Annotated in this window: 26 protein-coding genes, 21 pseudogenes and 1 riboswitch; of the genes and pseudogenes, 10 read left to right on the forward strand and 37 right to left on the reverse strand. The window is 72.4% G+C overall.

Translation table 11 applies throughout. The features are described 5' to 3' along the window. Window positions 1-25: 25 nt before the first annotated feature. From G5V59_RS36045 to G5V59_RS06870, 20 genes and pseudogenes are all read right to left on the reverse strand, one after another. Window positions 26-235, reverse strand: a pseudogene (locus tag G5V59_RS36045) (hypothetical protein); the annotation flags it as partial. Continuing rightward, a pseudogene (locus G5V59_RS06790) lies at window positions 199-282 on the reverse strand (hypothetical protein); the annotation flags it as partial. The pseudogenes G5V59_RS06790 and G5V59_RS36045, both read right to left, overlap by 37 nt. Beyond that, window positions 279-716, reverse strand: coding sequence for a bifunctional ornithine acetyltransferase/N-acetylglutamate synthase (locus tag G5V59_RS06795; protein WP_278255968.1), 438 nt, complete (start codon window positions 714-716; stop codon window positions 279-281). The gene G5V59_RS06795 and the pseudogene G5V59_RS06790, both read right to left, overlap by 4 nt. 67 nt (window positions 717-783) lie before the next feature. Beyond that, the gene (locus G5V59_RS06800; protein WP_278255969.1) at window positions 784-1,146 is read right to left on the reverse strand and encodes an ACT domain-containing protein; all 363 of its coding nucleotides are present in this window, start codon (window positions 1,144-1,146) and stop codon (window positions 784-786) included. Next, on the reverse strand, window positions 1,143-1,472 hold the full coding sequence (locus tag G5V59_RS36050) for an Asd/ArgC dimerization domain-containing protein (protein ID WP_341351144.1): 330 nt from the start codon (window positions 1,470-1,472) through the stop codon (window positions 1,143-1,145). Before G5V59_RS36050 ends, G5V59_RS06800 begins: the two co-directional genes overlap by 4 nt. Window positions 1,473-1,587: 115 nt before the next feature. Further along, a pseudogene (locus G5V59_RS36055) lies at window positions 1,588-1,707 on the reverse strand (N-acetyl-gamma-glutamyl-phosphate reductase); the annotation flags it as partial. A gap of 145 nt (window positions 1,708-1,852) precedes the next feature. Beyond that, window positions 1,853-2,200 (reverse strand): annotated as a pseudogene (locus G5V59_RS36060) (N-acetyl-gamma-glutamyl-phosphate reductase); the annotation flags it as partial. A 46-nt stretch (window positions 2,201-2,246) separates the two neighbouring features. Beyond that, window positions 2,247-4,740, reverse strand: a pseudogene (gene pheT, locus G5V59_RS06810) (phenylalanine--tRNA ligase subunit beta). Between the two features lie 6 nt (window positions 4,741-4,746). Continuing rightward, window positions 4,747-5,846, reverse strand: a pseudogene (gene pheS, locus G5V59_RS06815) (phenylalanine--tRNA ligase subunit alpha). Between the two features lie 46 nt (window positions 5,847-5,892). Beyond that, window positions 5,893-6,192, reverse strand: a complete 300-nt coding sequence (locus tag G5V59_RS06820; RefSeq protein ID WP_278259685.1) for a DUF664 domain-containing protein — start codon at window positions 6,190-6,192, stop codon at window positions 5,893-5,895. Between the two features lie 148 nt (window positions 6,193-6,340). Continuing rightward, window positions 6,341-6,394, reverse strand: a pseudogene (locus G5V59_RS06825) (hypothetical protein); the annotation flags it as partial. A 96-nt stretch (window positions 6,395-6,490) separates the two neighbouring features. After that, window positions 6,491-6,664: an ATP-binding protein gene (locus G5V59_RS06830; RefSeq protein ID WP_278255970.1), complete on the reverse strand. Its 174-nt coding sequence runs from the start codon at window positions 6,662-6,664 to the stop codon at window positions 6,491-6,493. Between the two features lie 40 nt (window positions 6,665-6,704). Further along, window positions 6,705-6,818, reverse strand: a pseudogene (locus G5V59_RS06835) (PAS domain-containing sensor histidine kinase); the annotation flags it as partial. 184 nt (window positions 6,819-7,002) lie between these two features. Further along, on the reverse strand, window positions 7,003-7,542 hold the full coding sequence (locus G5V59_RS06840) for a PAS domain-containing protein (RefSeq protein ID WP_278255971.1): 540 nt from the start codon (window positions 7,540-7,542) through the stop codon (window positions 7,003-7,005). After that, a pseudogene (locus G5V59_RS06845) lies at window positions 7,542-8,311 on the reverse strand (RNA methyltransferase). The gene G5V59_RS06840 and the pseudogene G5V59_RS06845 overlap by 1 nt, the downstream one beginning before the upstream one ends. Window positions 8,312-8,327: 16 nt before the next feature. Next, window positions 8,328-8,715 (reverse strand): annotated as a pseudogene (gene rplT / locus G5V59_RS06850) (50S ribosomal protein L20). A 40-nt stretch (window positions 8,716-8,755) separates the two neighbouring features. After that, window positions 8,756-8,950: a 50S ribosomal protein L35 gene (rpmI, locus tag G5V59_RS06855; RefSeq protein ID WP_028654205.1), complete on the reverse strand. Its 195-nt coding sequence runs from the start codon at window positions 8,948-8,950 to the stop codon at window positions 8,756-8,758. A 230-nt stretch (window positions 8,951-9,180) separates the two neighbouring features. Further along, on the reverse strand, window positions 9,181-9,387 hold the full coding sequence (locus tag G5V59_RS06860) for a translation initiation factor IF-3 C-terminal domain-containing protein (protein ID WP_278259686.1): 207 nt from the start codon (window positions 9,385-9,387) through the stop codon (window positions 9,181-9,183). A 15-nt stretch (window positions 9,388-9,402) separates the two neighbouring features. Then, the gene (locus tag G5V59_RS06865; RefSeq protein ID WP_278255972.1) at window positions 9,403-9,864 is read right to left on the reverse strand and encodes a hypothetical protein; all 462 of its coding nucleotides are present in this window, start codon (window positions 9,862-9,864) and stop codon (window positions 9,403-9,405) included. Window positions 9,865-9,940: 76 nt separating this feature from the next. Continuing rightward, window positions 9,941-10,474 (reverse strand): SseB family protein, encoded by a 534-nt coding sequence (locus tag G5V59_RS06870; RefSeq protein WP_278255973.1) that lies wholly within the window; start codon window positions 10,472-10,474, stop codon window positions 9,941-9,943. Between the two features lie 89 nt (window positions 10,475-10,563). Here G5V59_RS06870 and G5V59_RS06875 point away from each other — a divergent pair, with 89 nt between their 5' ends. The 6 genes and pseudogenes from G5V59_RS06875 to G5V59_RS06900 all read left to right on the forward strand — a co-directional run bounded on the left by G5V59_RS06875 (window position 10,564) and on the right by G5V59_RS06900 (window position 13,163). Further along, entirely contained in the window at window positions 10,564-11,100 is a 537-nt protein-coding gene (locus G5V59_RS06875) for an alanine racemase (protein WP_278255974.1), read from the forward strand. Beyond that, a complete protein-coding gene (locus tag G5V59_RS06880) occupies window positions 11,063-11,749 on the forward strand; it encodes a hypothetical protein (RefSeq protein ID WP_278255975.1) in 687 nt (228 codons plus the stop codon). The genes G5V59_RS06875 and G5V59_RS06880 overlap by 38 nt, the downstream gene beginning before the upstream one ends. Continuing rightward, window positions 11,727-12,269, forward strand: a complete 543-nt coding sequence (locus tag G5V59_RS06885; RefSeq protein WP_278255976.1) for a 4-amino-4-deoxy-L-arabinose transferase — start codon at window positions 11,727-11,729, stop codon at window positions 12,267-12,269. The genes G5V59_RS06880 and G5V59_RS06885 overlap by 23 nt, the downstream gene beginning before the upstream one ends. Window positions 12,270-12,459: 190 nt before the next feature. Continuing rightward, window positions 12,460-12,525 (forward strand): annotated as a pseudogene (locus G5V59_RS06890) (hypothetical protein); the annotation flags it as partial. Between the two features lie 154 nt (window positions 12,526-12,679). After that, window positions 12,680-12,793: pseudogene (locus G5V59_RS06895) on the forward strand (aldose epimerase); the annotation flags it as partial. A 97-nt stretch (window positions 12,794-12,890) separates the two neighbouring features. Then, window positions 12,891-13,163: a hypothetical protein gene (locus G5V59_RS06900; RefSeq protein WP_278255977.1), complete on the forward strand. Its 273-nt coding sequence runs from the start codon at window positions 12,891-12,893 to the stop codon at window positions 13,161-13,163. A 50-nt stretch (window positions 13,164-13,213) separates the two neighbouring features. On the opposite strand, the pseudogene hisG reads toward G5V59_RS06900, so the two are convergent. The 8 genes and pseudogenes from hisG to G5V59_RS06940 form a co-directional block, all read right to left on the reverse strand. Next, window positions 13,214-14,428 (reverse strand): annotated as a pseudogene (hisG, locus tag G5V59_RS06905) (ATP phosphoribosyltransferase); the annotation flags it as partial. A gap of 54 nt (window positions 14,429-14,482) precedes the next feature. Next, window positions 14,483-14,667 (reverse strand): annotated as a pseudogene (locus tag G5V59_RS06910) (phosphoribosyl-ATP diphosphatase); the annotation flags it as partial. Window positions 14,668-14,795: 128 nt separating this feature from the next. Beyond that, window positions 14,796-15,286: pseudogene (ribH, locus tag G5V59_RS06915) on the reverse strand (6,7-dimethyl-8-ribityllumazine synthase). 1 nt (window position 15,287) lies between these two features. Continuing rightward, window positions 15,288-16,540, reverse strand: a pseudogene (locus G5V59_RS06920) (bifunctional 3,4-dihydroxy-2-butanone-4-phosphate synthase/GTP cyclohydrolase II). A 1-nt stretch (window position 16,541) separates the two neighbouring features. Further along, window positions 16,542-17,148: pseudogene (locus tag G5V59_RS06925) on the reverse strand (riboflavin synthase). Between the two features lie 2 nt (window positions 17,149-17,150). Next, complete coding sequence (locus G5V59_RS06930; protein WP_278255978.1) at window positions 17,151-17,564, reverse strand: dihydrofolate reductase family protein; 414 nt, start codon at window positions 17,562-17,564, stop codon at window positions 17,151-17,153. Continuing rightward, complete coding sequence (gene ribD / locus G5V59_RS06935) at window positions 17,506-17,964, reverse strand: bifunctional diaminohydroxyphosphoribosylaminopyrimidine deaminase/5-amino-6-(5-phosphoribosylamino)uracil reductase RibD (protein ID WP_278259687.1); 459 nt, start codon at window positions 17,962-17,964, stop codon at window positions 17,506-17,508. Before ribD ends, G5V59_RS06930 begins: the two co-directional genes overlap by 59 nt. Then, window positions 17,947-18,161, reverse strand: a pseudogene (locus G5V59_RS06940) (riboflavin biosynthesis protein RibD); the annotation flags it as partial. The gene ribD and the pseudogene G5V59_RS06940, both read right to left, overlap by 18 nt. 129 nt (window positions 18,162-18,290) lie before the next feature. After that, a riboswitch (FMN riboswitch) is annotated at window positions 18,291-18,421 on the reverse strand. 83 nt (window positions 18,422-18,504) lie between these two features. On the opposite strand from G5V59_RS06940, the gene G5V59_RS06945 reads away from it, so the two are divergent. From G5V59_RS06945 to G5V59_RS06955, 3 genes are read left to right on the forward strand one after another with little or no spacing between them, the layout of a single operon-like run. Further along, window positions 18,505-18,648 carry a hypothetical protein gene (locus G5V59_RS06945; protein ID WP_278255979.1) on the forward strand — a complete coding sequence of 48 codons (144 nt, stop codon included), beginning with the start codon at window positions 18,505-18,507 and terminating at the stop codon, window positions 18,646-18,648. A gap of 23 nt (window positions 18,649-18,671) precedes the next feature. Beyond that, complete coding sequence (locus G5V59_RS06950) at window positions 18,672-19,160, forward strand: cupin domain-containing protein (protein WP_278255980.1); 489 nt, start codon at window positions 18,672-18,674, stop codon at window positions 19,158-19,160. Between the two features lie 30 nt (window positions 19,161-19,190). Beyond that, window positions 19,191-20,090 (forward strand): DUF817 domain-containing protein, encoded by a 900-nt coding sequence (locus tag G5V59_RS06955; protein ID WP_278255981.1) that lies wholly within the window; start codon window positions 19,191-19,193, stop codon window positions 20,088-20,090. Window positions 20,091-21,123: 1,033 nt separating this feature from the next. Here G5V59_RS06955 and G5V59_RS06960 read toward each other — a convergent pair. The 7 genes and pseudogenes from G5V59_RS06960 to G5V59_RS06990 form a co-directional block, all read right to left on the reverse strand. After that, window positions 21,124-21,636, reverse strand: coding sequence for a MaoC family dehydratase (locus G5V59_RS06960; RefSeq protein WP_278255982.1), 513 nt, complete (start codon window positions 21,634-21,636; stop codon window positions 21,124-21,126). Further along, the gene (locus G5V59_RS06965; RefSeq protein WP_278255983.1) at window positions 21,533-21,901 is read right to left on the reverse strand and encodes a hypothetical protein; all 369 of its coding nucleotides are present in this window, start codon (window positions 21,899-21,901) and stop codon (window positions 21,533-21,535) included. Before G5V59_RS06965 ends, G5V59_RS06960 begins: the two co-directional genes overlap by 104 nt. Next, complete coding sequence (locus G5V59_RS06970; protein WP_278255984.1) at window positions 21,891-22,400, reverse strand: MaoC family dehydratase N-terminal domain-containing protein; 510 nt, start codon at window positions 22,398-22,400, stop codon at window positions 21,891-21,893. The genes G5V59_RS06965 and G5V59_RS06970 overlap by 11 nt, the downstream gene beginning before the upstream one ends. Before the next feature lie 12 nt (window positions 22,401-22,412). Then, window positions 22,413-22,655, reverse strand: a complete 243-nt coding sequence (locus G5V59_RS06975; RefSeq protein ID WP_278255985.1) for a hypothetical protein — start codon at window positions 22,653-22,655, stop codon at window positions 22,413-22,415. 2 nt (window positions 22,656-22,657) lie between these two features. After that, window positions 22,658-22,918, reverse strand: a complete 261-nt coding sequence (locus G5V59_RS06980; RefSeq protein ID WP_278255986.1) for an acyl-CoA dehydrogenase family protein — start codon at window positions 22,916-22,918, stop codon at window positions 22,658-22,660. 371 nt (window positions 22,919-23,289) lie between these two features. Beyond that, window positions 23,290-23,424: pseudogene (locus G5V59_RS06985) on the reverse strand (acyl-CoA dehydrogenase family protein); the annotation flags it as partial. Between the two features lie 316 nt (window positions 23,425-23,740). Next, window positions 23,741-24,616, reverse strand: a pseudogene (locus G5V59_RS06990) (acyl-CoA dehydrogenase family protein); the annotation flags it as partial. On the opposite strand from G5V59_RS06990, the gene G5V59_RS06995 reads away from it, so the two are divergent. Next, window positions 24,615-25,568, forward strand: coding sequence for a hypothetical protein (locus G5V59_RS06995; protein ID WP_278255987.1), 954 nt, complete (start codon window positions 24,615-24,617; stop codon window positions 25,566-25,568). The pseudogene G5V59_RS06990 and the gene G5V59_RS06995 sit on opposite strands and share 2 nt — an antisense overlap. Here G5V59_RS06995 and G5V59_RS36065 read toward each other — a convergent pair. Both G5V59_RS36065 and G5V59_RS36070 read right to left on the reverse strand, forming a co-directional pair. Beyond that, a complete protein-coding gene (locus G5V59_RS36065) occupies window positions 25,513-25,917 on the reverse strand; it encodes a WS/DGAT domain-containing protein (RefSeq protein ID WP_341351145.1) in 405 nt (134 codons plus the stop codon). The genes G5V59_RS06995 and G5V59_RS36065 overlap by 56 nt on opposite strands. 253 nt (window positions 25,918-26,170) lie before the next feature. Then, window positions 26,171-26,251: pseudogene (locus tag G5V59_RS36070) on the reverse strand (hypothetical protein); the annotation flags it as partial. Between the last annotated feature and the right edge of the window lie 144 nt (window positions 26,252-26,395).

Genomic DNA, 26,395 nt, shown 5'->3' on the forward strand with positions numbered 1-26,395 from the left:
CCTGCGCCGTGGGCGTCACACCGGACGCGCCGCTGGCCAGCAGGGTGACGGTGTCGTTGGTGGACTGGCAGCCGTCGGAGTCGAGCCGGTCGAAGGCTGACCCGGGTGGCCGCCCGCAGCGCGGCGTCCAGGCTCCGGAGCCGGTACGACGGCGTCGGTCGTGACCACGACGAGCATGGTCGCCAGCGCGGGCGCCAGCATGCCGGCACCCTTGGCCATCCCACCGATCGACCAGCCGTCTCCCTCGACGACGACCTGCTTGGAGACCGTGTCGGTGGTCATGATCGCCTCGGCGGCGTCCTGCCCGCCGTCGGCGGAGAAGCCTGGGCGTGGACGGTGCGCACGCCGTCGAGCAGCGTCTGCCGGTCGTTGACGAGCCCGATCAGGCCGGTCGAGCAGACGACCACGTCACCGGCGCCGACGCCGAGCGCCGTACCGACCTCCTCGGCGACCTGGTGCGTGGTCAGGAAGCCCTCGGGACCGGTGTAGCAGTTGGCACCGCCGGAGTTGAGGACGACGGCGCGCACGACGCCGTCCTTGACGACCTGCTCGCTCCACAGCACCGGGTTGGCCTTGCAGCGGTTGCTGGTGAAGACGGTGGCGGAGTCGAAGGTGGGGCCCTGGTTGACGACCAGGGCGAGGTCCTTGCCGCCGCTGGCCTTGAGGCCGATGGCGGCGCCGGCGGCGACGAAGCCGGCGGGATGGGTGACGCTCATGGGATCTGCTTTCGGGTGACGAGGATCAGACGGGGACGGCGGGGGCGACGGTGTGCCCCGATCGTCGTCACGCCTCCTCGGCCTTGTCCGCGTCGGCGGTCGGCACCAGGATCCAGTCGGTGTCGAAGGTGGAGATCACGAAGACGTTGACGTCGTCCTCGGCGAGCGGCGCGAGCAGCGTCACCAGGATGCCGGGGACCGAGAGGTCGAGCGTGCCCTCGACCGAGAACGCCGTCAGCGGCTTCTCGTGGCGCGCCTTCTTCGGCACGCTGCGGCCCGCGCAGACCAGCGAGGTCTCGGTGGCGGTCGCGGTGATCGAGAACACCGACGACGACTCGGCCCAGGTGGGGATCTCCGCGCCGGGAGGCAGCCGGACGACCGCGAGGGTCTCCGGGAAGCGGGCGAGGGAGAAGGTCTGCTGATCGCTCACGGGGCCAGTCCTACCGTGGTCAGGCCCGTGGTCTCGTCGAGACCCAGGGCGAGGTTCATGCACTGCACGGCCGCGCCGGCGGTGCCCTTGGCGAGGTTGTCGACGGCGCCCACCGCGACCAGCCGTCCCGCGGCCTGGTCCACCGCGACCTGCAGGTGCACGGCGTTCGAGCCGAGCACGGCCTGCGTCTGCGGCCACTGGCCGGGGGCGAGCAGGTGCACGAAGGGCTCCTCGGCGTAGGCCTTCGCGTAGACGTCGTGGGCCTCCTCGGTCGTGAGGGGGCCGGCCAGCGGCGCCGAGCAGGTCGCGAGGATCCCCCGCGACATCGGCACCAGGAGCGGGGTGAAGCCTGACCTTCACCGACTCCGGACCCCCGGCGACGAGGCGGCCGAGGTTCTGCGTGATCTCGGGGGTGTGCCGGTGGACTCCCCCGACGCCGTACGCACTGGTGTTGCCCATGACCTCGCTGCCGAGCAGGTGGGTCTTGGCGGCCTTGCCGGCGCCGCTGGTGCCGGACGCGGCCACCACCACGACGTCCGGTACGACGATGCCCGCCGCCACCGCCGGGGCGAGGGTGAGCGAGGAGATCGTCGGGTAGCAGCCCGGGACGGCGACCCGGCGGGTCCCACGCAGCGCCTCCCGGTTGCCGGGCAGACTCGGGCAGGCCGTAGGGCCAGGTGCCGGCGTGGGCGCTGCCGTAGAACCGCTCCCACGCGGCGGCGTCCTCCAGCCGGTAGTCCGCGCCGCAGTCGACGACCACGACGTCGGCGTCGCGCGCGGTGAGCTCCGCGGCGAGTGCGCCGGACTGCCCGTGCGGCAGGCCGAGGAAGACCACGTCGTGACCGGCGAGCACGTCGGCCGTGGTCGGCTCCAGCACCCGCTCGGCGAGCGGCACCAGGTGCGGCTGCAGCGCGCCGAGACGCTCACCGGCGTTGCTGGCGCCGGTGAGGGCGCCGATCTCGACGCCCGGATGTCCCAGCAGCAGCCGCAGCACCTCGCCGCCTGCGTACCCGCTGGCGCCGGCGACCGCGACCCGAACCTTGCTCATGTGCATGAATATACAGGCCTCTGCATGTTTTCGTGCAACCGGGGGTGCGGGGTCAGCGCTGGACGGCTCCCACCCGCTCGGCCGCGGCCGCCACTGCGGCGTCCCGCGCGGCGCCGGTCTCGGCCTCGGTGAGCGTGCGGTCGGGAGCGCGGAAGCGCAGCGCGAACGCCAGCGACTTCTTCCCGGCACCCACCTGCTCGCCGGTGTATACGTCGAAGAGGCGCAGCGACTCCAGCAGGCTCGCCGGCGCCCTCACGCAGGGCCGCCTCGACGGCCGCGACGGTGACCGCGTCGTCGACGACCAGCGCGACGTCCTCCTTGGCCAGCGGCATCGTGGAGAACACCGGGCCCGGCGTCACCTCGTCGGCCGCGGCCATCAGCGCGTCCAGGTCGAGTCTCGACGGCGGCACTGCGGGGCGGCAGGCCGAAGGCCTTGCACACGTTGGGGTGCACCTCGCCGGCGTGGCCGATGAGCACCTCGTCCACCGAGATCGCGGCGCAGCGGCCGGGGTGCCAGGGCATCCGGGCGGCGCTCGCCACGTCGATGCGGACACCGAGCTCGTCGGCCAGGCGTCGTACGACGGCCAGGGCATCGCTCCACGCCGCGTCCGTGCCCGCGCCCCACCAGCCGGAGCGGGTGCGCTCGCCGGCGAGGACCACGGCCAGGTGCAACGGCTGGACGGGCAGCGCCTCCAACAGGCTTCTCCAGGCTCCGCCTCGCTCGGGCGGGTGTGCACGCCGTAGATCGGCGCGGGGCCGTTGTCGGAGGGGAAGGCGACGGTGCCGGTCTCGAAGAGCGCGACGCCCGGTGCACCCCGTCCCACGTTGCGGCCGGCGGCGTCGAGCAGCCCGGGGAGCAGGGTCGTGGTGTAGGACGGCTCCTCGTTGGAGAGCGGGTTGGCCAGGTCGACGGTCGTGCGAAGCGGGTCGTCGGCCGGCAGGCCGAGCCGGTCGAAGGTGGCCCCACCGACGAACGGGAAGGCTCACCACCTCGACGCAGCCGGCACCCGCGAGGGTGCGGCCGATCCGGCGGCGCAGCCGCTGGGTGCGGGTCAGGCCGCGGCCGCTCGCGCGACGCGGGACGATGCTCGGGACCTGGTCGTAGCCGACGATCCGGACGACCTCCTCGACCAGGTCGTAGGGGTCGTTGAGGTCCGGGCGCCAGCTCGGCGGGACGACGTCGACCGTGCCGGCGCCCGACTCGCCCGACTCGCTCACCGTCGCGCCGATCGCGCGCAGGTGCTCGACCGTGGTCATCGCGGAGATGTCGATGCCGCTCAGCCGCGCCGGGAGGTCCGTGGCGATCGTGATCGTGGGCCGCTCGGGGGCGGTCCCGACGAGGGTGAAGCCGGGCTCGGCGGTCGCGCCGCCGTGCTCGACGAGCAGGCTCGACGACGCGGTCGGCCGCGACTCCGGGCAGGAACGGGTCGACACCCCGCTCGTTGCGCTTGCCGGCCTCGGAGGTGAGCCTTGTGGCGCTTGCCGGTGCGGAACATCGACACGGCGTCCCAGTGCGCCGCCTCGATCAGCACCCGCGTCGTGGTCGCCGACATCTCGGTCGTGGCACCGCCCATCACACCGGCCAGGCCGATCGGGCCGGAGTCGTCGGTGATGACCAGGTCCTCGGGGCTCAGGCTCGCGCACGACGTCGTCGAGGGTGGTGAGCTTCTCACCCTCCCGGGCGCGGCGGACACCGAGCGCACCGGCGACCTTGTCGGCGTCGTAGCCGTGGATGGGCTGGCCGAGTCCGAGCATGACGTAGTTGGTCACGTCGACGGCGAGCGAGATCGAGCGCATGCCTGCCTGCTCGACGCGGCGCTTGATGAAGTCGGGGGTCGGCGCGGCCGGGTCGAAGCCGCTCACCAGCCGGGCGGCGAAGACCGGGCAGCCGGCCGGGTCGTCGACGACGACCTCCCAGGCGCCGCCATCCGGCTCGGGCAGGGTGCGCTGCGCCGGGTCGGTGAACGGTACGCCGAAGCCGAGCGCCGCCTCGCGGGTCACCCCGCGCAGGGACAGCGCATAGGCCCGGTCGGGGTTGATCTCGAACTCGATGACCTCCTCGTCGAGCCCGAGCAGGCCGAACGCGTCGTCGCCGGGCGCGCCCGCGTCGGGCGGCAGCACGAGGATGCCGTCGTGGTCGTCGCCGATGCCGAGTCTCGCGGACCGAGCAGATCATGCCCGCGGAGACGTGGCCGTAGGTCTTGCGCGCGGAGATCTCGAAGTTCCCCGGCAGCACGCCGCCGGGCAGGATCACCACGACCAGGTCGCCGGGTGCGAAGTTGTGGGCGCCGCAGACGATGCCCTGCGGCTCGCCCGTGCCGTTGGCCTCACCGACGTCGACCCTGCACCAGTTGATCGTCTTGCCGTTCTTCTGCGGCTCGGGCTCCATCGTGAGCACCTTGCCGATCACCAGCGGGCCGGTGATGCCCGCACCGGCGGCGGTGATCGCCTCCAGCCTTGAGGCCGAGCGCGGTGAGCCGATCGGTGAGCGTCTCGGTGGTGACCTCCGCGGGGAGGTCGACGAGCTCGCGGATCCAGGCTGACAGGGGCCTTCACAGCTCACTCCCGAATGCCGTCGTGAAGCGCACGTCGCCCTCGAAGAGGGTGCGCAGGTCCTCCAGGCCGTGCCGGAACATCAGCGTCCGGTCGATGCCCATGCCGAACGCGAAGCCGGAGTAGCGCTCGGAGTCCACGCCGCACGCCTGGAGCACGCGCGGGTTGACGATGCCGCAGCCACCCCACTCGATCCAGCCCTCGCCGCGGCAGGTGCGGCAGGACTCCGAGTCGACGCCCCGGCAGACGAAGCAGATCAGGTCGACCTCGGCCGACGGCTCGGTGAAGGGGAAGTACGACGGGCGGAAGCGCGTGGTGATGCCCTCACCGAACATCTGGCTGGCGAAGTGGTCGAGGGTGCCCTTGAGGTGCGCCATCGAGATGCCCTCGTCGATGACCAGGCCCTCGACCTGGTGGAACATCGGAGAGTGCGTGGCGTCGTACTCGTCGGCGCGGAACACCCGCCCCGGGCACACGACGTAGATCGGGGGCTGGCGGGTGAGCATGGTGCGCGCCTGGACCGGGCTGGTCTGGGTGCGGAGCACCACGTGGTTCTCCTCCGGCGCGGTCCAGATCGAGTCCTGGGTGGTGCGCGCGGGGTGGTTCGGGCCCATGTTGAGCGCGTCGAAGTTGAGCCACTCGGCCTCGATGACCGGGCCCTCGGCGACCTCCCAGCCCATCGCCACGAAGATGTCGGCGATCAGGCTCGGCGCCGGTGGTCAGCGGGTGCCGGGCACCGGCCGGCTGCCGATCGGTCGGCAGCGTGACGTCGACGGCCTCCTCGACGAGGATCCGCGCCTCGTTCTCGACCTCGAGCTCGGCCTGCCGGGCGGCGAGCGCCTTGCTGACCGCACCCCGGGCCTGGCCCACGCGCTGGCCCGCCTCCTTGCGCGCCTGCGGGGGCAGCGCGCCGATCTCGCGGTTGGCCAGCGCCAGCGGCGAGCGGTCGCCCGTGTGCTCGGTGCGCACCACCTTGAGCCTGCTCCAGGTCGGTGGCGGCGGCGATCGCGGCCAGTGCGGCGTCGCGCGCGGCCTCCACCTCGGCAGGGCTCACGGCGGCGACCTCCACAGGGTCGTAGTCAGTGTTAGGGCCAGACATCGTGGGCCAAGTCTAGGAAGGCCCGGACCCCGGGCGCGAACCGGTATCAGTCGGCGAAGCCGTCGGCGATCCCGGTCAGCCGGTCGACGTACGCCGGCCAGTCGAAGCCGTCGGGCAGGTTGCTCGCCGCGGCGCGCATCCCGGCGGCCCCGTCGGCCTGCTCGCGAAGCACGTCGGCATGCCCGGCGTGGCGGGCGATGTCACTCAGCACGTGCACCGCGATGGCGTGCAGGCGGACCTCCGCGCGCTCCTCGGGCCACCACGGCACCCGGCCCACGGCGTCGAGCGGCGACTCGTCGAAGACCGCGTCGCTGAACCTCCCGGCGGCGCGGTAGAAGTCGATCACGTCCGCCGCGGAGATGTCCGCCGGCACCCACCAGTCCGCCTGCGGGTCGGATCTCGTAGGCATCGTCGGGGATCAGGCACGGGTGGCCGGGCTCGGGCCAGGCACGGCCGAAGGTCGGTCCGAAGTAGCCGATCTCGACGTTGGCGCAGTGCAGCACGATGCCCAGCAGGTTGGTGCCCGTGGGCGTGCGCGGCAGGCGCACGTCGCGCTCGCCGAGGCCGTCCAGGCTTCCAGAGCAGGGCCTCGCGGGAGGCCGCCAGGTAGCGGCGCAGGACGTCGGCGGGCTGGTCGCTCGTGCTCATCGGTCTTCTCCTGTCTCCGCGACGGGCCAGGCGGTGACCACCCGGGCTCCGCCGCCCGGCCGGTCGTCCACGGTCACCACACCGCCGTGCGCCTTGACCAGTCCGCTGACGATGTAGAGCCCGAGCCCGGACCCGCCGCCCTTGCTGGCGGTCCAGAACTTGGTGAACACCCGCTGGCGCAGGCTCCACCGGGATGCCCTCGCCCTCGTCGGTCACCACCACCGCGACGTACGACGGGTCCTCGGTCCAGCGCTCGACGGAGATCCGCACCGTCCCGCTGCCGTGCCGCACGGCGTTCTCGACCACATTGGTGAGCACCTGCATCACCTTGTCGGAGTCGGCGTCGACCTTCGGCAGGTCCGGCTCGACCTGCACCTCGATGGGTGTCGAGGTGGCCACGGCGATCGAGTCGTGGACCCGGGTGACCCGCAGGCTCCAGGTCCACCGGCTGGCGGTGCAGCTGCAGCCGGCCGGTGTCGATCCGGGCGACGTCGAGCAGGCTCGGCGATCAGCCGGCTGAGCCGGTCGGCATCGGCTCCCGCAGTGGTGAGCATGAGCTTCTTCTGCTCGTCGTTGAGCCTTGTCCCAGCGGTTGAGCAGGGCGTGCACGAAGCCCTTCACACCGGTCAGCGGCGAGCGCAGGCTCGTGGGCCAGGGTGGCGACCAGGTCGGAGCGGTCCCGGTCCAGCCGGGCCCGGCCGCGGCCCGCGCGCAGCGAGATCGCCACCGACTCCACCGGCCCGTTGCGGGCCGCGCGGTGCAGCCGGGCGGTCACCAGGACCTCGGTGCCGTCGGGGAGCAGCCAGGACTGCTCGGGCACGCCGGAGCGGGTCCGCAGCCCGTCATACGGCGCGTTGGCGGCGGTCCACGCCTGCGCGTCGTGGTCGGTGAGGGCCAGCACCTCGGCCAGCGGGTGGCCGAGCGCGCCGGGCTGCTCGACGCCGAGCATCCGGGCGGCGACGGCGTTGATCGCGGTCACCGCTCCCCCGGCGTCCGCGACGACGACGCCGTCGGGCAGCAGGTCGAGCGCGTCGACGGAGGTGGCCACTAGCCCATTCTGGCGCGTGCGCTGGCGTAGAGACACACCGAGGCCGCGGTGGCCAGGTTCAGTGACTCCGCCCGGCCCAGGATCGGGATCCGCACCCGGTGGTCGGCCAGCGCCGCCAGGCTCGGCGGGCAGGCCCCACGCCTCGTTGCCGAACAGCCAGGCCGTGGGCCGGGCGAGCAGGCTCGTCGGCCTCGAACAGGTCGACCTCTCCCCCGCCGTCGGCGGCCAGCACGGTCAGGCCCGCGGCCTGCGCGGCGCGCACGGCAGCGGCCGGGTCGCGCTCGACGACGACCGGGAGGTGGAACAGGCTGCCGACGCTGGCCCGCACGGTCTTCGGGTTGTAGGCGTCGACGGCGTCGCCGGCGAGCACCACACCGTCCCCGCCCGCTGCGTCGGTGGTGCGGATGACGTTGCCGGCGTTGCCGGGGTCGCGCACGTCGGCGCAGATCGTCAGCAGCCCGGGCCGCTCGGGCAGGGCGCCGTCGAGGAAGCGGCACACCGCGACCAGCCCGGCCGGGTTGACGCTGTCGCTGAGCCCGCCGAGGGCTCGCTCGTCGACGAGGGTGACCGGGGCACCGGCCAGCAGGGCGTCGTGCTGGACGGCGGCGTCAGGGGTCGCGAAGACCTCCACGACCACGCCGGCCTCCAGCGCGCCCTCGACGGCCTTCGGGCCGTCGGCAAGGAAACACCGCCGCCCGGATCGCTCCGGACGGCGGTGCAGCTTGCGTGCTTCCTTGACGCGGGCGTTGCCCGCGCTCAGAGGAGTCATGCTCGGGTCCCGACGATCAGGCGGAGACCTTGGGGGCGTTGACGTCCTCGGGCAGCGCGGCCTTGGCCTGCGCGACCAGGGCCGAGAACGCGGCCGGCTCGTTGACCGCGAGGTCGGCGAGGATCTTGCGGTCGACCTCGATGCCCGCCAGGTTCAGGCCCTGGATGAAGCGGTTGTAGGTCAGGCCCTCGGCGCGGGCGGCCGCGTTGATCCGCTGGATCCACAGGCGGCGGAAGTTGCCCTTGTTCTTCTTGCGGTCGTTGTAGGCTGTAGACCAGGGAGTGGGTGACCTGCTCCTTGGCCTTGCGGTACAGCCGCGAGCGCTGGCCGCGGTAGCCGCTGGCCCGCTCGAGGGTGGTACGACGCTTCTTCTGCGCGTTCACTGCGCGCTTGACGCGTGCCATCTCTTAACTCCTTGTTTCAGTGCTCAGTGCGAAGGGCCGGTCAGAGACCGAGCATCTTCTTCGCGCGCGGGACGTCGTTCTTGGCAACCTCGACCGTGCCGGTCAGGCGACGGGTGACCTTGGAGGCCTTCTTCTCGAGGTTGTGGCGCTTGCCGGCCTTCTCGCGCAGGATCTTGCCGCTGCCCGTGACCTTGAACCGCTTGCTGGCACCGGAGTGCGTCTTGTTCTTCGGCATCTCGTGTCTTCCTTCTCTTTCGCGTCGGTCTCAGGCGTCGATCTCGGGATCGAGGTTCTCCGAGCGACCACGTTCCTTCTTCTGGGCGGCCGGCTTCTGGGCGACCCGCTCCGCCTGGGCGGCGGCGTCGATGGCCGCCTCGGCCTCGCGCTCGGCGCGACGCTCCTCCTTGGCGGCCTTCACCTCGGCCTTGGCCTCGGCCTTCTTCTTGTGCGGGCCGATGACCATGGTCATGTTGCGGCCGTCCTGCTTGGGGTTGGACTCCACGAAGCCGAGGCTCCGTGACGTCCTCGGCCAGCCTTCTGCAGCAGCCGGTAGCCCAGCTCGGGGCGGTGCTGCTCGCGGCCGCGGAACATGATGGTGATCTTGACCTTGTCGCCGGCCTTGAGGAAGCGAACGACGTGACCCTTCTTGGTCTCGTAGTCGTGCGCGTCGATCTTCGGCCGGAGCCTTCATCTCCTTGATGATGACGTTGGTCTGGTTCCGTCGCGCCTCACGGGCCTTCTGGGCGTTCTCGTACTTGAACTTCCCGTAGTCCATGAGCCTTGCAGACAGGGGGCTTCCCCATCGGGGCGATCTCCACCAGGTCCAGGTCGGCCTCCTGCGCGAGCCTTGAGTGCCTGGTCGGTGGGGACGATGCCGACGGTCTCGCCGTTGGGTCCCACGAGACGGACCTCGGGAACCCGGATCCGCTCGTTGATGCGCAGGCTCGGTGCTGATGTGTCCTCCAAACTCGGTCGGTCGGGAGGTCTTCGGTCCTGCAAATGAGAAGAGGCTCCCGCTAGTCCAAGCGGAAGCCAGTCACGAGCCGCGGCGAAATGCTGTCGCTGCTCTCCATGGACCGGACCCGACGACCTGGCGGCCGCTGCGGGTGGGAGACGATGGTGCTGGTCCCCGCTTGTAGGATCTGCCATCCCCGTGAGGGCATGACAGATCGGTCAACGCCAGATGCTAGACCCTTTGTTCCCCGAGGGGCTAATCGGCGAGCGGCTAATCGGCGAGGTGCTCGTCGACGGGCGCACCCAACCAGCCCCAGCCACCGTCCTCCAGCCGCACCGGCGTCCAGCCCGCGGCCACCCGGTGCAGGTCGTCACCGGAGAGCACGAAGCGGTGCGGGCCCGCGATGTCGACCACGAGGGCGTCGGCGCCCTCCTGCACGGCCGTCGCGGCAGCCGTCCGGGCGGCGACCGGGACCGGACGCGCCTGCGGGTCCCAGGCGGTGAGCGTGGCGAGGCCGGTGAAGGCCAGCAGCGCCAGCCTGCCGTCGGCACCGGTCAGCAGCACGGCGGCCATGTCGCTCGACTTGTCCCGCGCCAGACCGTCCGCGCCGGTCTCCACCTCGCCCAGCAGGGCGACCACGGGCACCAGCAGCCGGGCACCGGCGAGCACCCCGATCGCCTCCGGGTACGACGCCGCGCCCGCGTCGTACCCCTGCAGGACGGCGGTGAGGGCGGGATCGGCGGAGCCGTCGTCGTGGACGTACGCGGAGCCCTGGAGACGGCGCTGCTCCGGCGGTTCGGTCACCGGAGAAGTCTCGCATCCGTGGAAGCATGACGAACGTGCACCACTCGTACGTCGCTCGCAACCGCCTCTGGCGGCGCCTGGGCGAGGCCGTGCAGGCCTGGCCCACTCCGCTCTCCACGCCGGTCTTCGTCGTCGATCTCGACGCCTTCGACGCCAACGCCGCGGACCTCGCCCGCCGCGCGGGCGGGACGCCGATCCGGGTCGCCTCGAAGTCGCTGCGGGTGCCCGCGCTGATCAGCCGCGCGCTGGCGGCACCCGGGTTCGCCGGGGTGCTCGCCTACACGCTGGCCGAGGCGCTGTGGTTGGTCGACAACGACGTCAGCGACGACGTGGTGGTGGCCTACCCGAGCGTCGACCGGGCCGCGCTGAGCGCGCTGGTGGCCTCGCCGCGGGCCGCCTCGCGGATCACGATCATGATCGACGACGCCGCTCACCTCGACGTGGTCGACGCGCTGCGCGCCTCCACCGCCGTCCCGGTCCGGGTCGCGCTCGACGTGGACGCCGGGCTGCGCTGGGGTGGCCAGGCGGTCGGCCCCAAGCGCTCCCCGCTCTACGACGTCGGGGCGGTCGTCGAGCCTGGCCCGCGCGGTGATCGACCGCCCGGGCTTCCAGGCTGGTCGGGGTGATGACCTACGAGGGCCAGGTCGCCGGCGTGCCGGACGACGTGCCGCACCAGCGGGCGAAGTCGGCGATCGTGCGCAAGATCAAGCAGGCTCTCCGTGGCGCAGACTCGAGGTGCGCCGTACGGCCATCGGGGAGGCGCTGGACGCGCTCGCCGGGCACGGCGACTTCGCGGGACTGGCGTTCTGGAACGCCGGCGGCTCGGGCTCGATCGAGTCCTCCGCGAGCGACCCGGTCGTCACCGAGGTGACCGCGGGCTCCGGGCTGTTCGGGCCCACCCTCTTCGACCACTACCAGTCGTTCAGCCCCCAGCCGGCGGCCTTCTTCGGTCTCCCGGTGACCCGGCGGCCCAACGCCGAGGTCGCCACCGTGCACGGCGGCGGGCTGATCGCGTCCGGCCCGGCCGGCGCCGACCGGGTGCCGACGCCGTGGGCGCCGGCCGGGCTGAGCCTCACGTCCCTGGAGGGCGCTGGCGAGGTGCAGACCCCGCTCGTGGGCACCAATGCACCGACGCTGTCGATCGGCGACCTGGTGTGGTTCCGGCACGCGAAGTCCGGTGAGCCCTTCGAGCACGGGCACACCGTGCTGCTCGCGCAGGGCGAGCGCTTCGTCGAGGAGGTCGCGACCTACCGTGGCCACGGCCTCGCCTTCTGAGATCCTCGCCCGGGCGCTCGCCGCGCCGCCCACCCTCGGCGCGGGCCGGCTGATCTGCGTCGACGGCCTGGCGGGCTCCGGCAAGACCACGCTCGCCCGCTCGCTCGCCGCGCTCGCCCCCGACGCCGTGGTGCTCGGCACCGACGAGATGCTGGAGGGCTGGCGCGGGCTGCCCGGGCTGGGCCGATCGGTCGAGGCGCTGCTGCGCCCGCTGGCGGCCGGCCGGCCCGGCACCTGGCGCCGCTGGGACTGGTACGACGGCGGCTGGGCCGAGACCCGCACCGTCGAGCCGGGGCCGCTGCTGGTGCTGGAGGGCGTCGGGTCCGCCGCGGCGTCGTACGACGACCTGGTGACGCTGCTCGTGTGGGTGGAGGCCGACCGCGACGTCCGCCTGGCCCGGTGGCGCGCCCGCGACGGCGAGGACCAGCAGCGGTACTGGGCAGACTGGCTCGCCGACGAGGAGGCGCTGCACACGCGCGAGGACACCCGGGCCCGCGCCGACGTGGTGATCCGCACCTAGGCTGGCTGCGTGAGCGCACCGACCGGGAAGCAGCACCACCTGTCCGCCCACGGCTACGACGCCGTCGTCACCCAGAGCGGGGTGCTGCGCGTGCTCCGGCACGACGGCCGCGACCTGGTCGACGGCTTCGCCGAGGACGCGATGCCGTCCGGCGGTCGCGGGCAGCCTGCTGGTCCCCTGGCCCAACCGGATCCGCGACGGGCGCTACGACTTCGCCGGCAGCACCCAGCGACTCGCGCTGACCGAGCCGAAGCGCCACAACGCCTCCCACGGGCTGGTGCGCTGGGTGTCGTGGACCGTCGTGCGGGAGGAGCCGGCGCTGCTGGAGCCTGGGCTACCTGCTGCCCGCGCAGACCGGCTACCCGTGGGCGCTGGACCTGCGCACCACCTACGCGCTGGGCCCGGACGGGCTGAGCGTCACGCAGGCCGCGACGAACCTCGCGGACTCGCCCGCGCCGTACGCCTCGGGGGCGCACCCGTACCTGCTCGCAGGCCCCGGGCCCGTCGACGGGTGGGACGTCGGGCTGGCTGCCCGCACCGCGCTCGACGTGGACGAGGAGCGGCTGCTGCCGACCGGCCGGGTGCCCTTCGCCGGGCTGCACGGACAGACTCGGCGGGACCGTGCTCAACCACGCCCTGACCGACCTGGACCGGGACGCGGACGGCCTCGCGACGGTGCGGCTGCGCGCGGACGGCGCCGGGGTGGACCTCTGGGTCGACGAGCACCACCGGTGGCTGCAGGTCTACACCGCCGACGACACCGCCACGCCCCGCGTGAGTGTCGCCGTGGAGCCGATGACCGCACCCCCGGACGCGTTCAACTCCGGCGACGACCTCGTCGTGCTGGAGCCGGGTGCGTCCTTCGCGGCGACCTGGGGCATCCGGGCCGCCTGAGGGATCAGCCGGTGTGGGCGGCGACGACCGCGCGCAGGCTCCCGGACCGCGACGGCGGTGCGCTGACCGTCGGAGGCGTGGATGCCCATCAGGGCCACCCGCTCGTCCTCGCCCTGCTCCAGGTGCGGCCAGGGCGCGCCCTGGGGCATCCGCAGGGTGCCGACCTCGGACCACGGCAGCACCCGCTTGCGGTAGCCGTTGACGACGACGAGACCGTCCTCGCGAGCGACCACGCGGGAACGGGCCAGTGCGTTGAGCAGGGCCAGGCCGCCGAGCACGATCGCGATCACGGTGCCGCGCTCGTAGACGTTGACCGAGGCCTGGGTGTCCGGGTCGAAGTTCACCCACAGCCACACGAAGGCGCCGACGAGCACGATGCCGAAGACCAGCGCCGCCATCCGTGGGCCGAAGGGCCGCCAGGTGTGCGGCAGGGCGGGGGGAGTCGTGGGCTGCTGGGTCATCAGAGCCGGCAGGCGTGGATGTCGGTGGTGAGGATCGCGCGCGCACCCAGCGCGTAGAGACTCGTCCATGGTGCGCTGCGCGGTGGCCCGCTGGACCATCGACCGGACCGCGACCCAGCCCTCGCGGCGCAGCGGGCTGACCGTCGGGCCCTCGATGCCGGGCGTGAGCGCCGTGGCCTGCTCCACCTTCGCGGCCTCGATGTCGTAGTCCATCATCACGTAGGACCGCGCCACCAGGACGCCCTGGAGCCGCCGGGTGAAGGTCTCCACGCCCGTGGGCTCGGCGCCCACCCGGGTGATCATCACCGCCTCGGACTCGAGGATCACCTCCCCGAAGACCTCCAGACCCGCGTTGCGCAGGGTGCTGCCGGTCTCCACGACGTCGGCGATGACGTCGGCGACGCCGAGCCTGGATGCTCGTCTCCACCGCACCGTCCAGCCGTACGACGGATGCCTCGATCCCCCTGCTCGGCCAGGTGCCGCTTCACCACCCCGTCGTACGACGTGGCGATCCGCAGGCCCGCGAGGTCCGCGACCGAGACTCGCCGTGCCCGGGCGGGCGGCGTAGCGGAACTTCGAGCGCCCGAAGCCGAGTCGCAGCGCCTCGGTGGCGGTGGCGTGGGAGTCCAGGAGCAGGTCGCGGCCGGTGATGCCCGCGTCGAGGGTCCCCTCGCCGACGTACAGCGCGATGTCGCGGGGACGGAGGTAGAAGAACTCGACCTCGTTGTCGGGGTCGATCTTGGTGAGCTTGCTTGGAGTCGGTGCGCTGGGCGTAGCCCGCCTCGCGCAGCATGCCCGAGGCAGCCTCGGACAGGGCGCCCTTGTTGGGGACGGCGATCTTCAGCATCGGGTGATTCCTCAGAGGTGGGTGTAGACGTCCTCGAGCGAGAGTCCGCTCGCGATCATGAGGACCTGGGCGTGGTAGAGCAGGCTGGCTGATCTCCAGCGCGGTGGCGTCCTTGCCCTCGTGCTCGGCGGCCATCCAGGACTCAGCGGCCTCCTCGATCGAGCTTCTTGCCGATCGCATGGACGCCGGCGTCGAGCGCCCGGACGGTGCCGGACCCCTCGGGCCGCGTCTGTGCCTTCTCGCTGAGGCTCTGCGAACAGACTCGTCGAACGTCTTCACGGGGGTTGAGCCTACGGCGTGGCCGTCGGCTCCCCGCGCCCGGTCTCAGCCCGTGTAGCCGCGCGAACGGATCTTCTTCAGCGTCGCGGCGGTCTGCAGCGCGGCCGACGCCGCCTCGTAGCCCTTGTCCTCGTTCGAGCCCTCCAGGCCCGCACGGTCCAGCGCCTGCTCCTCGTTGTCGCAGGTGAGCACGCCGAAGCCGACCGGCGTGTGGTGGTCGAGCGAGACCCGGGTGAGGCCGTCGGTGGCGGCGTTGCAGACGTAGTCGAAGTGCGGGGTGCCGCCCCGGATGACCACGCCCAGCGCGATCACCGCGTCGTACGACGGCGCGAGGGCCGCCGCGGTGACCGGCAGGCTCGAAGACCCCGGGCACCCGCACCACCACGGGCGCCTCGAGCTTGTGGTCGGCGAAGGCCCGCTGGGCGCCGGCGATCAGCCCGTCCATGACGACGCTGTGCCAGGCTGGCCGCCACCACCGCGACCCGCAGGTCGTGGCAGTCGACGGGGGCGAGGTCGGGGGCACCGTGTCCGGCCATGTCAGTTGGCTCCTTCGAGGTCGGGCGCCTCCAGGTCGGGGAGGTCGTGGCCCATGCGGTCGCGCTTGGTGAGAAGGTACGACAGGTTGTGGTCGTTCGGGTGCGGCGTCAAGGGGACACGCTCGGCGACCTTGATCCCGTAGTCCTCCAGCGAGGAGACCTTGTCGGGGTTGTTCGTCAGCAGCCGGACCTCCTCGACCCCGAGGTCCTTCAGGATCTGGGTCGCGGCGCCGTAGTGGCGGGCGTCGGCGGGCAGGCCCAGGTCGAGGTTGGCGTCGACCGTGTCACGGCCGCCGTCCTGCAGGCTGGTAGGCCTGCAGGCTTGGCGACCAGGCCGATCCCGCGGCCCTCGTGGCCGCGCAGGTAGACGACCACACCGCGGCCCTCGGCGACGATCCGCTCCAGGGCCTCGTCCAGGCTGGGGTCCGCAGTCGCAGCGGTTGCTGCCGAAGACGTCGCCGGTCAGGCACTCCGAGTGCACCCGGGTCAGCACCGGGCCGTCCTCGGTCAACGTCGCCGGGTCGCCGTGGACCAGGGCGACGTGCTCGCTGCCGTCGACGGTGATCGTGTAGCCGATCGCGGTGAAGTCGCCGTGCCGCGTGGGCAGCCGGGTCTCGGCCTCGCGGACCACGTGCCGCTCCACGCGACGGCGGTAGCGGACCAGGTCCTCGATCGAGATCATCGCCAGGCCGTGCTCGTCGGCGAACTCGCGCAGGCTCGGGCGCGCGCTTCATCGTGCCGTCGTCGTTGACCACCTCGACCAGGACCCCGGTCGGGGTGAGCCCGGCCAGCCGGCACAGGTCGACCGCGGCCTCGGTGTGCCCGCGGCGCACCAGCACGCCGCCCTCGCGGTAGCGCAGCGGGAAGACGTGCCCAGGCCGGGTCAGGCTCCCACGGCTCGGTCGCGGAGTCGGCCAGGACCCGCACCGTGTGCGCCCGGTCGGCAGCGGAGATGCCGGTCGTCGTACCGTCACGGGCGTCGACGGAGATGGTGTACGCCGTGCGGTAGGCGTCCTTGTTGTGCGGCGTCATCAGCGGGATCTCCAGCCGGTCCAGCATGGCGCCGGGCATCGGCGCGCAGATCACGCCGCTGGAATAGCGGATCGTCCACGCCATCGCCTCCGGCGTCGCCTTGCTGGCGGCGAAGATGATGTCGCCCTCGTTCTCGCGGTCCTCGTCATCGACGACCACGACCGCCTTGCCGGCCGCGATGTCGGCGATCGCCCGCTCCACGTCGTCCAGTCGCACGGACATCTCAGTTCTCCTTGCTGGTGTAGGCACGCACGAGCTTCTCGACGTGCTTGGCGATGACGTCCACCTCGAGGTTGACCCGCTCTCCGGGCGCCCGGAAGCCGAGCGTCGTGCGGGCGAGGGTCTCGGGGATGAGGCTGACGGTGAAGGTGGTCTCGCCGGCCTCGACGACCGTGAGCGAGATGCCGTCGACGGTGATCGAGCCCTTGTCGACGAGGTAGCGGCCGAGGCTCGGCGGGCATCGCGATCTCCACGATCTCCCAGTGCTCGCTGGGCGTACGGCGCACGACCTCGCCGACCGCGTCGACGTGGCCCTGGACGATGTGCCCGCCGAGGCGCTTCTCCGCGGTGACGGCCCGCTCGAGGTTGACCCGGTCGCCCACGGCCAGGTCGCCGAGGCTGGTCTTGGCGAGGCTCTCGGCCATCACGTCGGCGGTCCAGGTGCCGTCGGTGCGCTCCGCGACGGTCAGGCAGCAGCCGTTGACCGCGATCGAGTCGCCCAGACCCGCGTCGGACAGGGTGATGTCGGAGGCGATGGTCAGGCGCAGGGCGTCGCCCCGGTCCTCGATCGCCTCGATGGTGCCGAACTCCTCGACGATGCCGGTGAACACGCTCAGTCCTCCTTGCTGGGCCGGAGGACCAGGCGGACGTTGGCGTCCGCGCCCTCTCCGACGACGGTGGTGTCGACGATCTCGAGGCGCAACGCGTCCCCGATGGTGGTGATTCCGAGGTCGCCGACCGCCGAGGCGCCGGCACCGAGGAGCAGCGGCGCGACATAGGTGACGACCTCGTCGACCACGCCCGCCCGCAGGAAGGCCGCGGCCAGCGTGGGCCCGCCCTCGAGGAAGACGTGGTGGCGGTCGTGCTCGCGGTAGAGCGTGCGCAGCGCCTCGACCGGGTCGTGGGTGCGCAGGTGCACGGTCTCGGCCGCGTCGTCCAGGACCCGCCTGCCGGCGGGGATCTCGCGCTCACCGACGATCGCGCGCAGCGGCTGGTGGGCGACGTCGCGGTCGTGCTCGTCGCGCACGGTGAGCCTGCGGGTCGTCGATCGCGACCGTGCCGGTGCCGACCATCATCGTGTCGCACAGCCCGCGCAGGACGTGCGTGTCGCGACGGGCGGCCAGCGAGGAGACCCAGCGCGAGGAACCGTCGGCCGCCGCGCTGCGCCCGTCGAGGGTGGTCGCGAACTTCCAGGTCACGTAGGGCCGGCCGTGCAGGTGCGCGAAGGTCCATGCCCGGTTGACCTCGGCCGCCTCCGCGGCGAGCAGGCCGTCCTCCACCTCGATCCCGGCGGCGAGCAGGGTGTCGCGACCGCCGCTGGCGAGCGGGTTCGGGTCCCGCTGGGCGATCACCACGCGTCGTACGCCGGCAGCGATGAGGGCCTGCGCGCAGGGGCCCGTGCGTCCGGTGTGGTTGCAGGGCTCCAGGGTGACGACCGCGGTCGCCCCCGGGCGCGGTCGCCGGCGACCCTCAGCGCCTCCACCTCGGCGTGCGGCGTGCCGGCGCCGTGGTGGTAGCCCTCCCCCACGACCGTCCCGTCGTCGGCGAGCAGGACGCAGCCGACCCGCGGGTTCGGGTGGAGTGGGACTCCGGGGCTCGCCGCCAGGGCGAGGGCGCGACGCATCGCGTCGTACTCCCGGGTGAAGCTTGCTGGTCACTGCTGGCCTCTCGTCGTCCGATGCTGCGGACTCCGGGGTTTGCAGGACGTACGGCGGGCGGCGGCTCGACAAGCCGGCTCGTCCGTCGGACGCTCGTGCGTGCACTTCCCATCCGGACTTTGACCGTCGGTCCAGGAATTCCACCTGGTCAACCGATCGCTGGCTGCGATCGGGTCGCGGACTGTCACCGCCGGCTCGGATTTTTCACCGACCCCAGAGCACGCAAGGCTCTTCTCGCCATCGTCCCACAGACCTGTGGGACTCCGCGTGTGGGACCGGTCACGTGGACACCCGGGCTACCGTCGAAGGATGAACTGGACGTGGCTCGGCCTGGGTGCCCTCGGCGGCGTCCTGCTGTGGTTCGCCACCGACCAGTTCGTGCTGCTGATCCTCGGCGTGCTGCTCGGCATCGCGGTCGGCATCGGCGTGGGTGCCGCCTCCCGCTCGGAGTAAGGCGCGCGTCGTACGGTGACGGCATGTCCTATCCCCCGCCCCTCTACGACGGCGACGGCGAGGTCTCGGCCTGGGCGCGCCCGGGCGACACCGCGGCCGACCTGGTCTACCCCAACGGCAACCGGGTCCACTACCTCGCCCGTGGCGAGGCCACCGGCGGCCTGTTCGGGCTCTACCGCTGGGAGTTCTCCTCCGCCGTGAGCGGTCCCGACCCGCACTTCCACCGCACGATGGCCGAGTCGTTCTACGTCCTCGACGGCGAGATCCGGATCCACGACGGGGAGCAGTGGGCCGACTACCGACCCGGGGACTTCGTGCACGTGCCGCCCGGCGGCGTCCACGGCTTCCGCAACGAGTCCGGTGCGCCCGCCTCGATGCTCCTGCACTTCGCGCCGGGCGCACCGCGCGAGCCCTACTTCGAGGGCCTCGATCGGCTCGCCCGCGGCGAGCAGTGGACACCGGAGGAGCGCGCGGCGTTCATGGCCGAGCACGACAACTCCTGGGTCGAGTAGCGCAGGTGCGCCGTCTCGTCGGCCAGCCTGGTGCGCTTCGGCTGGCTGGAGTCGCAGTCGTGCGCCTTCGCCATCGGCGTCTTCGCCGGGCTGGCGCTCGCCTTCGTCGTACCGCTCCCGGTGGCGCGGTACGACGCGCTGCTGGTGTGGTGCGTGCTGCTGACCCTCGGCTTCTGGGCCGCCGGCCTGGAGACCTGGCGGGAGGTGCTGGTGATCCTCGCCTTCCACGCCCTCGGCCTCGGCCTGGAGTCGTTCAAGGTGCACGTCGGCTCGTGGGTCTACCCCGGCGACGCGGTGACCATGGTCGCCGGTGTGCCGCTCTTCTCCGGGTTCATGTACGCCGCCGTCGGCTCCTACATCTGCCAGGCCTGGCGGCGCTTCGACCTGCGCGTCTCGCACTACCCGGCGCTGCCCGTGACGCTGGTGGCGATCGGGATCTACACCAACTTCTTCACCCACCACTGGATCCCCGACCTGCGGGTCCCGCTGGCCCTCGCGGGGCTGTGGGTGCTGCGCCGGTGCGCGGTCCACTTCACCGTCGGCGACGCCCGCTACCGGATGCCGCTCGCCCTGTCCTTCCTGCTGATCGGCTTCTTCCTCTGGCTCGCCGAGAACCTCGCCACCCTGCTCGACGCGTGGCGCTACCCCGGGCAGGTGGAGGTGTGGGAGGTCGTGCACACCTCGAAGCCTGGGCGCGTGGGCCCTGCTGGTCACGATGAGCTTCGTGCTGGTCGCGACGGTGAAGGCCCAGGAGGGCCGGCTCTACCACGTGCCGGGCGAGCCGCACGTCACGCGCTGAGGACCAGCCCGCTCGTCGGCACGCCGGTGCCCGCGGTGACCAGCACGTGCTCCACGTCGCGGACGGGGTTGACCGACGTACCGCGCACCTGGCGCACCGCCTCGGCGATGCCGTTCATGCCGTGGATGTAGGCCTCGCCGAGCCTGGCCGCCATGGGTGTTGATCGGCAACCGCCCGCCGACCTCGATCGCGCCGTCCTTGACGAAGTCCTTGGCCTCGCCGCGGCCGCAGAAGCCGAGCTCCTCCAGCCTGCATGAGGACGTACGGCGTGAAGTGGTCGTAGAGGATCGCCATCGGCAGGTCGCCAGGGGTGAGCCCGGACTGGCGCCACGAGCTCGCGGCCGACGACGCCCATCTCGGGGATGCCGATGTCGTCGCGGTAGTAGGAGGTCATCACGAACTGGTCGCGACCCGAGCCCTGGGCCGCGGCGGTGACGTACGCCGGCCGCTGGGCCAGGTCGCGGGCCCGCTCCGCGGAGACGACGACGATCGCCTGGGCACCGTCGGACTCCTGGCAGCAGTCGAGCAGGTGCAGCGGATCGGCGATCATCCGTGAGGCCTGGTGGTCCTCCAGGGTGATCGGCTTGCCGTAGAAGAAGGCGGCCGGGTTGGTGGCGGCGTGACGGCGGTCCGCGACGGCGACCGCGCCGAAGTCGGCGGAGGTGGCGCCATACTCGTGCATGTAGCGGCGAGCCTGCATCGCGACCGTCGCGGCCGGGGTCGAGAGCCCGAGCGGGTAGGTCCAGGCGTTGTCCAGGCCGTTGGTGTTGACCTGCTGGGCAGCCCACGCCGAGACCTGGCCGAAGCGGTCACCGGAGCGCTCGTTGAAGCCGCGGTAGGCGACGACGACGTCGGCGACGCCGGTGGCGACGGCCATCGCGGCCTGCTGGACCGTGGCGCAGGCAGCGCCGCCGCCGTAGTTGATCCGGCTGAAGAAGCGCAGACTCGGGGATGCCGAGTCTCGCGGGCCACGGCGATCTCGGAGGAGGTGTCCATGGTGAAGGTGACCAGGCCGTCGACGTCCGCGGGCGTGAGTCCGCAGTCCGCCAGGGCGTGGCGGACCGCCTCGACCGAGAGCCTGGAGCTCGGAGCGACCCGAGTCCTTGGAGAACTCCGTGGCCCCGATCCCGGCGATCGCGGCCTTGCCGGACAGGGTCCGGGCGCTCACGCGGCGATCCTGACGGTGCCGATCACGTGCTCGCCGAGCGAGACGGCGCCGACCACCTTGATGGTCGCCTCGCCGTCGGCGACCTCGGTGACCTCGCCGGTGAAGGAGAAGGTGTCGTACGGGTACGCCGGCGCGCCGAGACGGATCGCGATGCCCCGGACCTGCACGTCGGGCCCAGCCCAGTCGGTGACGTAGCGCTCGCACAGCGCGGTGGAGGTGAGGATGTTGACGAAGATGTCCTTCGAGCCCGCCGCCTGCGCGACGTCCCGGTCGTGGTGGACGTCCTGGAAGTCGCGGGTCGCGATCGCCGTCGAGACCACGAGGGTCGGCGTGATCGGCAGGCTCCACTCGGGGAGCCGGTCTCCCACCTTCATCGTGCATCCACCTTCGTCCAGATCGGGAGGGTCAGGCTCGTCGTCGACGACGTTCCAGCCCACGCGCAGCCGGTCGCCGATCTCCACGGGACCGGTCACCTCGGCCACCATCCGCACGCCCTCGTCGAGGTCCACGAGGGCGATGACCAGCGGCAGGCTCCTTGCCGGGCACCTGGGGCGCGTGGTGGACCAGGTAGGAGAAGACCGTGCCCTCTCCCCCCCGCGACGACGAAGCCGCGGTCGAAGGCCCCGCAGTCAGGACACGCAGGGCCGGGCGGGTGGCGGAGCACCCCGCAGGCGTTGCACCTCTGGATGCGCAGGCTCCTGCGCGCGGGTGCCCTCGAAGAAGTAGGCGTTGTCCCGGTTCACGACCGGGCGCACCGGGCCGCTCACGACGCACCCTTCGGGACGAACTTCAGGACCCGGAAGAGCATCGTCGCCACCCGCTCGTCGCGCCCGTCCGGATGGGCGACGTACCAGGTGTTGCGGGAGGTCACGAAGTAGCCGACGCCCATCCCCGTGGCCTTCGGCCCGACGACGGAGTCGAGCGCGGTGGTCACCCGCACCCGCTCCCCCACCCGCAGGTAGCGGTCGTAGGACTGCTCGCAGTTGGTGCCCAGCACCGCAGTGAAGCCGGCCTCGGTCAGCGCCCGCATCATCGCGTGCAGCGGGTCGTCCTCGGACGGCTTGCCGCCGAGGCCGTACATCGTCCACACCTGGGCCATCGAGGGCGGTGCCTCGCCGGCCGAGAAGCGCGGGCTGTCGAGGCCCATCGCCTCGAGCCAGTTGTTGATCGTCGGCTGGTTGACCTCGTCGCGCGCGGTCCGCTCGGCGGCCTCGCCCCAGCCCTTGATCCGCTCCGCCTCGGCCATCACCTTCTCGTGGACGGCCGCGTCCACCAGGCTCCGCGCTCACCGGGGCACCCGCGGCAGGCCGAGGCCGAACATCGAGATCGACTCGCGCTGGACCTCCTGGACCCCGCCGCCGAAGGTGATGACGAGGTTCCGCTTGGCCTGCGCGTCGAGATAGTCCAGCAGCGCCTTGGTCTCCGGCTCGGAGGCGTCGCCGTGACGGTGCACCAGCGAGACCAGGTCGGCGAGCAGGTGCTGGACCTGGTCGGCGGCGAACACCTTCGACGAGGAGGCGTCGGCCACCTTCAGGCTCCCCGGACGCCGCCGCGCGGGCGACCTCCCAGTTGAGCAGACTCGTTGACCCGGAAGACCGCGGTGGTCTTGCCGAGCAGGTCGCGCACGTCCGGCTCGTCGGAGACCTCGGCCGCGTCCGCCCAGCGCACCACCCGGTCGCGCAGACCCTCGATCCGGCCGGCCGGGCCGAGCATCACCCGCTCGTGGTTGAGCTGGGTGGTGATCAGCCTCCAGCCCTGGTTCTCCTCCCCCACGAGCATGTCGACGGGCACCCGGACGTCGTTGAAGTACGTCGCGTTGACGTGGTGCGAGCCGTCCGCGGTGATGATCGGCGTCCAGGAGTAGCCGGGATCCTTGGTGTCGACGATGAGGATCGAGATGCCCTTGTGCTTGGGGGGCGTCGGGATCGGTGCGCACCGCGAGCCACAGGTAGTCGGCCTGGTGGCCGCCGGTCGTCCACGAGCTTCTGTCCGTTGACCAGGTAGTACGGGTCGCCGTCATCCTCGACCAGTCGCGCGGTGGTGCGCAGCGAGGCCAGGTCGGTCCCGGCGTCGGGCTCGGAGTAGCCGATCGCGAAGTGCACGTCGCCCTTCAGGATGCGCTCCAGGAAAAGGTCCTTCTGCTTCTGCGTGCCGTACCTGATCAGCGTCGGACCGACGGTCTGCAGCGTGACGGCGGGCAGGTGCACGTCGGCGTACTGCGCCTCGTTGGCGAAGATCGTCTGCTCGATCTCGCCCAGCCCGTGGCCGCCGTACTCCTTCGGCCAGCCGACGCCCATCCAGCCGTCGGTGCCGAGTTCGCCGGATCAGCCGCTGGTACGACGGGCCGTGCCGGTCCCACGCGCCGTCCGGTCCGGGGTCGGCCGGCTCGTCGTGTCCGAGGCCGGCGAAGTAGGCCCGGACCTCGGCCTTGAGCGTGCGCTGGGCCTCGGTGAGCTCGAGGTTCTTCGACTCCGGGTCCTCGACGAGCACCTGGGCGGCCGTGGTGTCGAGCGCGTGGGCGAGGTCGGAGCCCCACGTGGTGTAGCCGACGAGGGGGTAGGTGATGTCGACGCCCATGCCGCCGTGCAGGTGGTGGCAGGTGCGGAAGGCGTAGGGCGCGACCTGGCTCGCCCAGTAGCCCGCCACCGAGAGGTCGTCGGCGGCCGGCAGCCCCTCGGCGACGCGCCACACGGCGTTGTCGGCGGCGAGGTCGAGGGTCCGCGAGGCGACGTACACGTCGGCCATCTGCAGGGACACCGCCTGGAACTCCGCGAGGGCACGGCCGAACTGGCGGCGGCCCTTCACGTACTCCGCGGTGAGGTCGCGCGCTCCGGCGAGCACACCGGCGGCGGTGACGGCCAGTCCGGCGACGGCGAGGTCGCGCAGGCGCTCGGCGGCACCGTCCTCCAGCGGCTCGGCGTGGGCTCCGTCGAGCACCAGGGCGTGCTGCGGAGCGCCGCTCGACGCGCTCGACGGCACGAGCGTGACCCCCGGTCCGGAGGCGTCCACGAGCAGCGCCACCTCACGCTCGCCCTCGGTGGCCAGGACCAGGAAGTGGTGCGCGGACTCCGCATGGGTCAGGGCGAGCTTGCGGCCGGTGACCGTGGCGCCGTCGTACGTCGCGCGGCCGCGCAGCGCCGGGACCACGAGCACCTCTCCGGCGGCGATGCCGGGGAGCAGGTCCTTGCGCTGGGTCTCGGTGCCGTACGACGCGAGGGTCAGCGCGCCGCAGCACAGCGTCTCCCAGGCCGGTACCTGCACCGCCTTGCGGCCCGCCTCGCGCAGCAGCACGGCGACCTCGGTGAGACCGAGCCCGTCACCGCCGTGCTCCTCGGGGACGGGCAGCGCGGTCAGCCCGGCCGCGGCCCAGGCCGCCCAGGCTCCGGGCATCCGCGTCCCGCTCGAGAACCTCGCCGACGACGGCGCGGACTGCGTTGATCGCCTCAGCATCCACGAGGAAACTGTAACGTGTTCTAGTCTGGTCCGCATGGAGGCCGTCTCACTCGTCACGCTCGCGCGCCGCCGGGTGGCCCTCCCGGAGGTCCAGATCCCCGCCGGACGGCTGCTGGAGTCTGCCCGGTCGCGGCACGACGTACGTGACCGACACGCCGGGGCCGCACCCCGAGTCTCCCGCGATCGTGCTGCTGCACGCCCTGGGGACCACCGGCCTGCTGACCTGGTTCCCCGCGATCGAGGCGCTGGCGCAGCGCTTCCGCGTGGTGACCCTGGACCAGCGCTGGCACGGCCAGGGCATCCAGGGCCCGGAGTTCTCGCTCGCCGACTGCGCCGACGACGTGGCCGCCCTGGTCGACGTGCTCGGCCTGGAGCAGGTCGTCGTCGGCGGCTACTCGATGGGCTCGATCGTGGCGCAACGGGTCTGGCGCCAGCACCCCGACATCGTGGCCGGGCTGGTGCTCGCCGCGACCACCGACCGGTTCCAGGCTCAGCGCCGCCGAGCGCGGCTTCTTCCTGGGGATGGGCAGGCTCGATGCTCGCCCTGCGCGGGGTGTCCCGCTCCCGGACCGCGTTGCGGGCGGCCCGGGCAGCGGTGCGCGGCGGTGGGCTGGAACCGACCGACCTGCACGCGTGGGCGCTGCGCGAGCTCCGCTCGACCAGCCCGTGGGCCGTCGGTCAGGCGCTCGCGGCCCTCGGCCGGCACCACTCGCGGCCGTGGATCGGCCGGGTCGACGTACCGACCGCGGTGGTGGTGATGATGCGCGACCGGGTCGTCCCCACGCCGCGCCAGATCGCCCTTGCGCGAGCGATCCCGGGCGCGACGATCCACGAGGTCGACGACGGGCACGCCGGCTGCGTGCTCGGAGCGGAGAGGTTCGTGCCGCGCTTCGTCGAGGCCGCCGCGACCGTCAACGCCCGGCGGCGCGATCTCAGCCGGCGACCGCTGCGCCGAGCCGGGCGAGCTCGTCCGGGAAGTGCCGGGTGAGCGCGTCGGCGTCGGGCATGGACTCGCGGCAGGCGATCGCACCGACGTGCATCTTGCCGGCGTTCGACATCACCGTGACGTTCAGCCCGGCTCCGTGGAAGACCGGGCCGAGGGGGCAGAGCGCCTCGATCCGGGCGCCCATGAAGTAGAGCGGGATCGGCGGGCCCGGCACGTTCGAGATCACCAGGTTGTGCACCACCGGGTGCCGCTCGGCCAGGCGCAGGTTGGCGTAGGTGCGCACCGCGAGCCCGAAGGTGCGCGGCGCGGCGAACTCGGCCCAGTCCTGCAACGCGTCGGCGCTGATGGCGTTGTGGTGCTCCTTGGCGTGCTGGTTGCGCTCGGCGAGCATCCGCAGGCGCTCGACCGGGTCGGCGACGTCGGTGCCGAGCCTTTGGTGAACAGCGCGGAGACCTTGTTGGCCCCAGCGGAACGACGCGAGTTTGTCCCGCACGCTGACCGGGACGGTCGCGAGCAGGGAGGAGGAGGGCAGGCTCGTCGCGCTCCTCGAGATAGGCCCGCAGCGCCCCGCCCGCGACCGCGAGCACGACGTCGTTGACCGTGGTGCCGGTCGCCTTCTTGATCCGCCGGATCTCCTCGAGGTCGAGGTCGGCCATGGCGATCGAGCGGTGCGAGGTGATCGTGCCGTTGAAGGAGGTGCGCGGGGCGGAGAAGGGCGCGGCCATCGCCGTCCCCCTCCGGGCCCGGCCGATGCTCTTGGTGACGAGTCTGGGCCGACGGCTTGAGCACCTTGACGAGGGTGACCGGACGGGCCGCCGTACCGAGGACGGCACGGCCGAGCAGACTCGCCCCGGCCGGGGTCGCGCGGG

Source organism: Nocardioides convexus (assembly GCF_011090295.1).

Bases quoted from the DNA above. Each gene is read 5' to 3' on its own strand.
- G5V59_RS06795 (WP_278255968.1), bottom strand. From the start codon at position 716: ATGAGCGTCACCCATCCCGCCGGCTTCGTCGCCGCCGGCGCCGCCATC.
- G5V59_RS36050 (WP_341351144.1), bottom strand. From the start codon at position 1,472: ATGTCGCGGGGGATCCTCGCGACCTGCTCGGCGCCGCTGGCCGGCCCC.
- rpmI (WP_028654205.1), bottom strand. From the start codon at position 8,950: ATGCCGAAGAACAAGACGCACTCCGGTGCCAGCAAGCGGTTCAAGGTC.
- G5V59_RS06865 (WP_278255972.1), bottom strand. From the start codon at position 9,864: ATGGCAGATCCTACAAGCGGGGACCAGCACCATCGTCTCCCACCCGCA.
- G5V59_RS06945 (WP_278255979.1), top strand. From the start codon at position 18,505: ATGAACTGGACGTGGCTCGGCCTGGGTGCCCTCGGCGGCGTCCTGCTG.
- G5V59_RS06950 (WP_278255980.1), top strand. From the start codon at position 18,672: ATGTCCTATCCCCCGCCCCTCTACGACGGCGACGGCGAGGTCTCGGCC.
- G5V59_RS06995 (WP_278255987.1), top strand. From the start codon at position 24,615: ATGGAGGCCGTCTCACTCGTCACGCTCGCGCGCCGCCGGGTGGCCCTC.
- G5V59_RS36065 (WP_341351145.1), bottom strand. From the start codon at position 25,917: ATGCTCGCCGAGCGCAACCAGCACGCCAAGGAGCACCACAACGCCATC.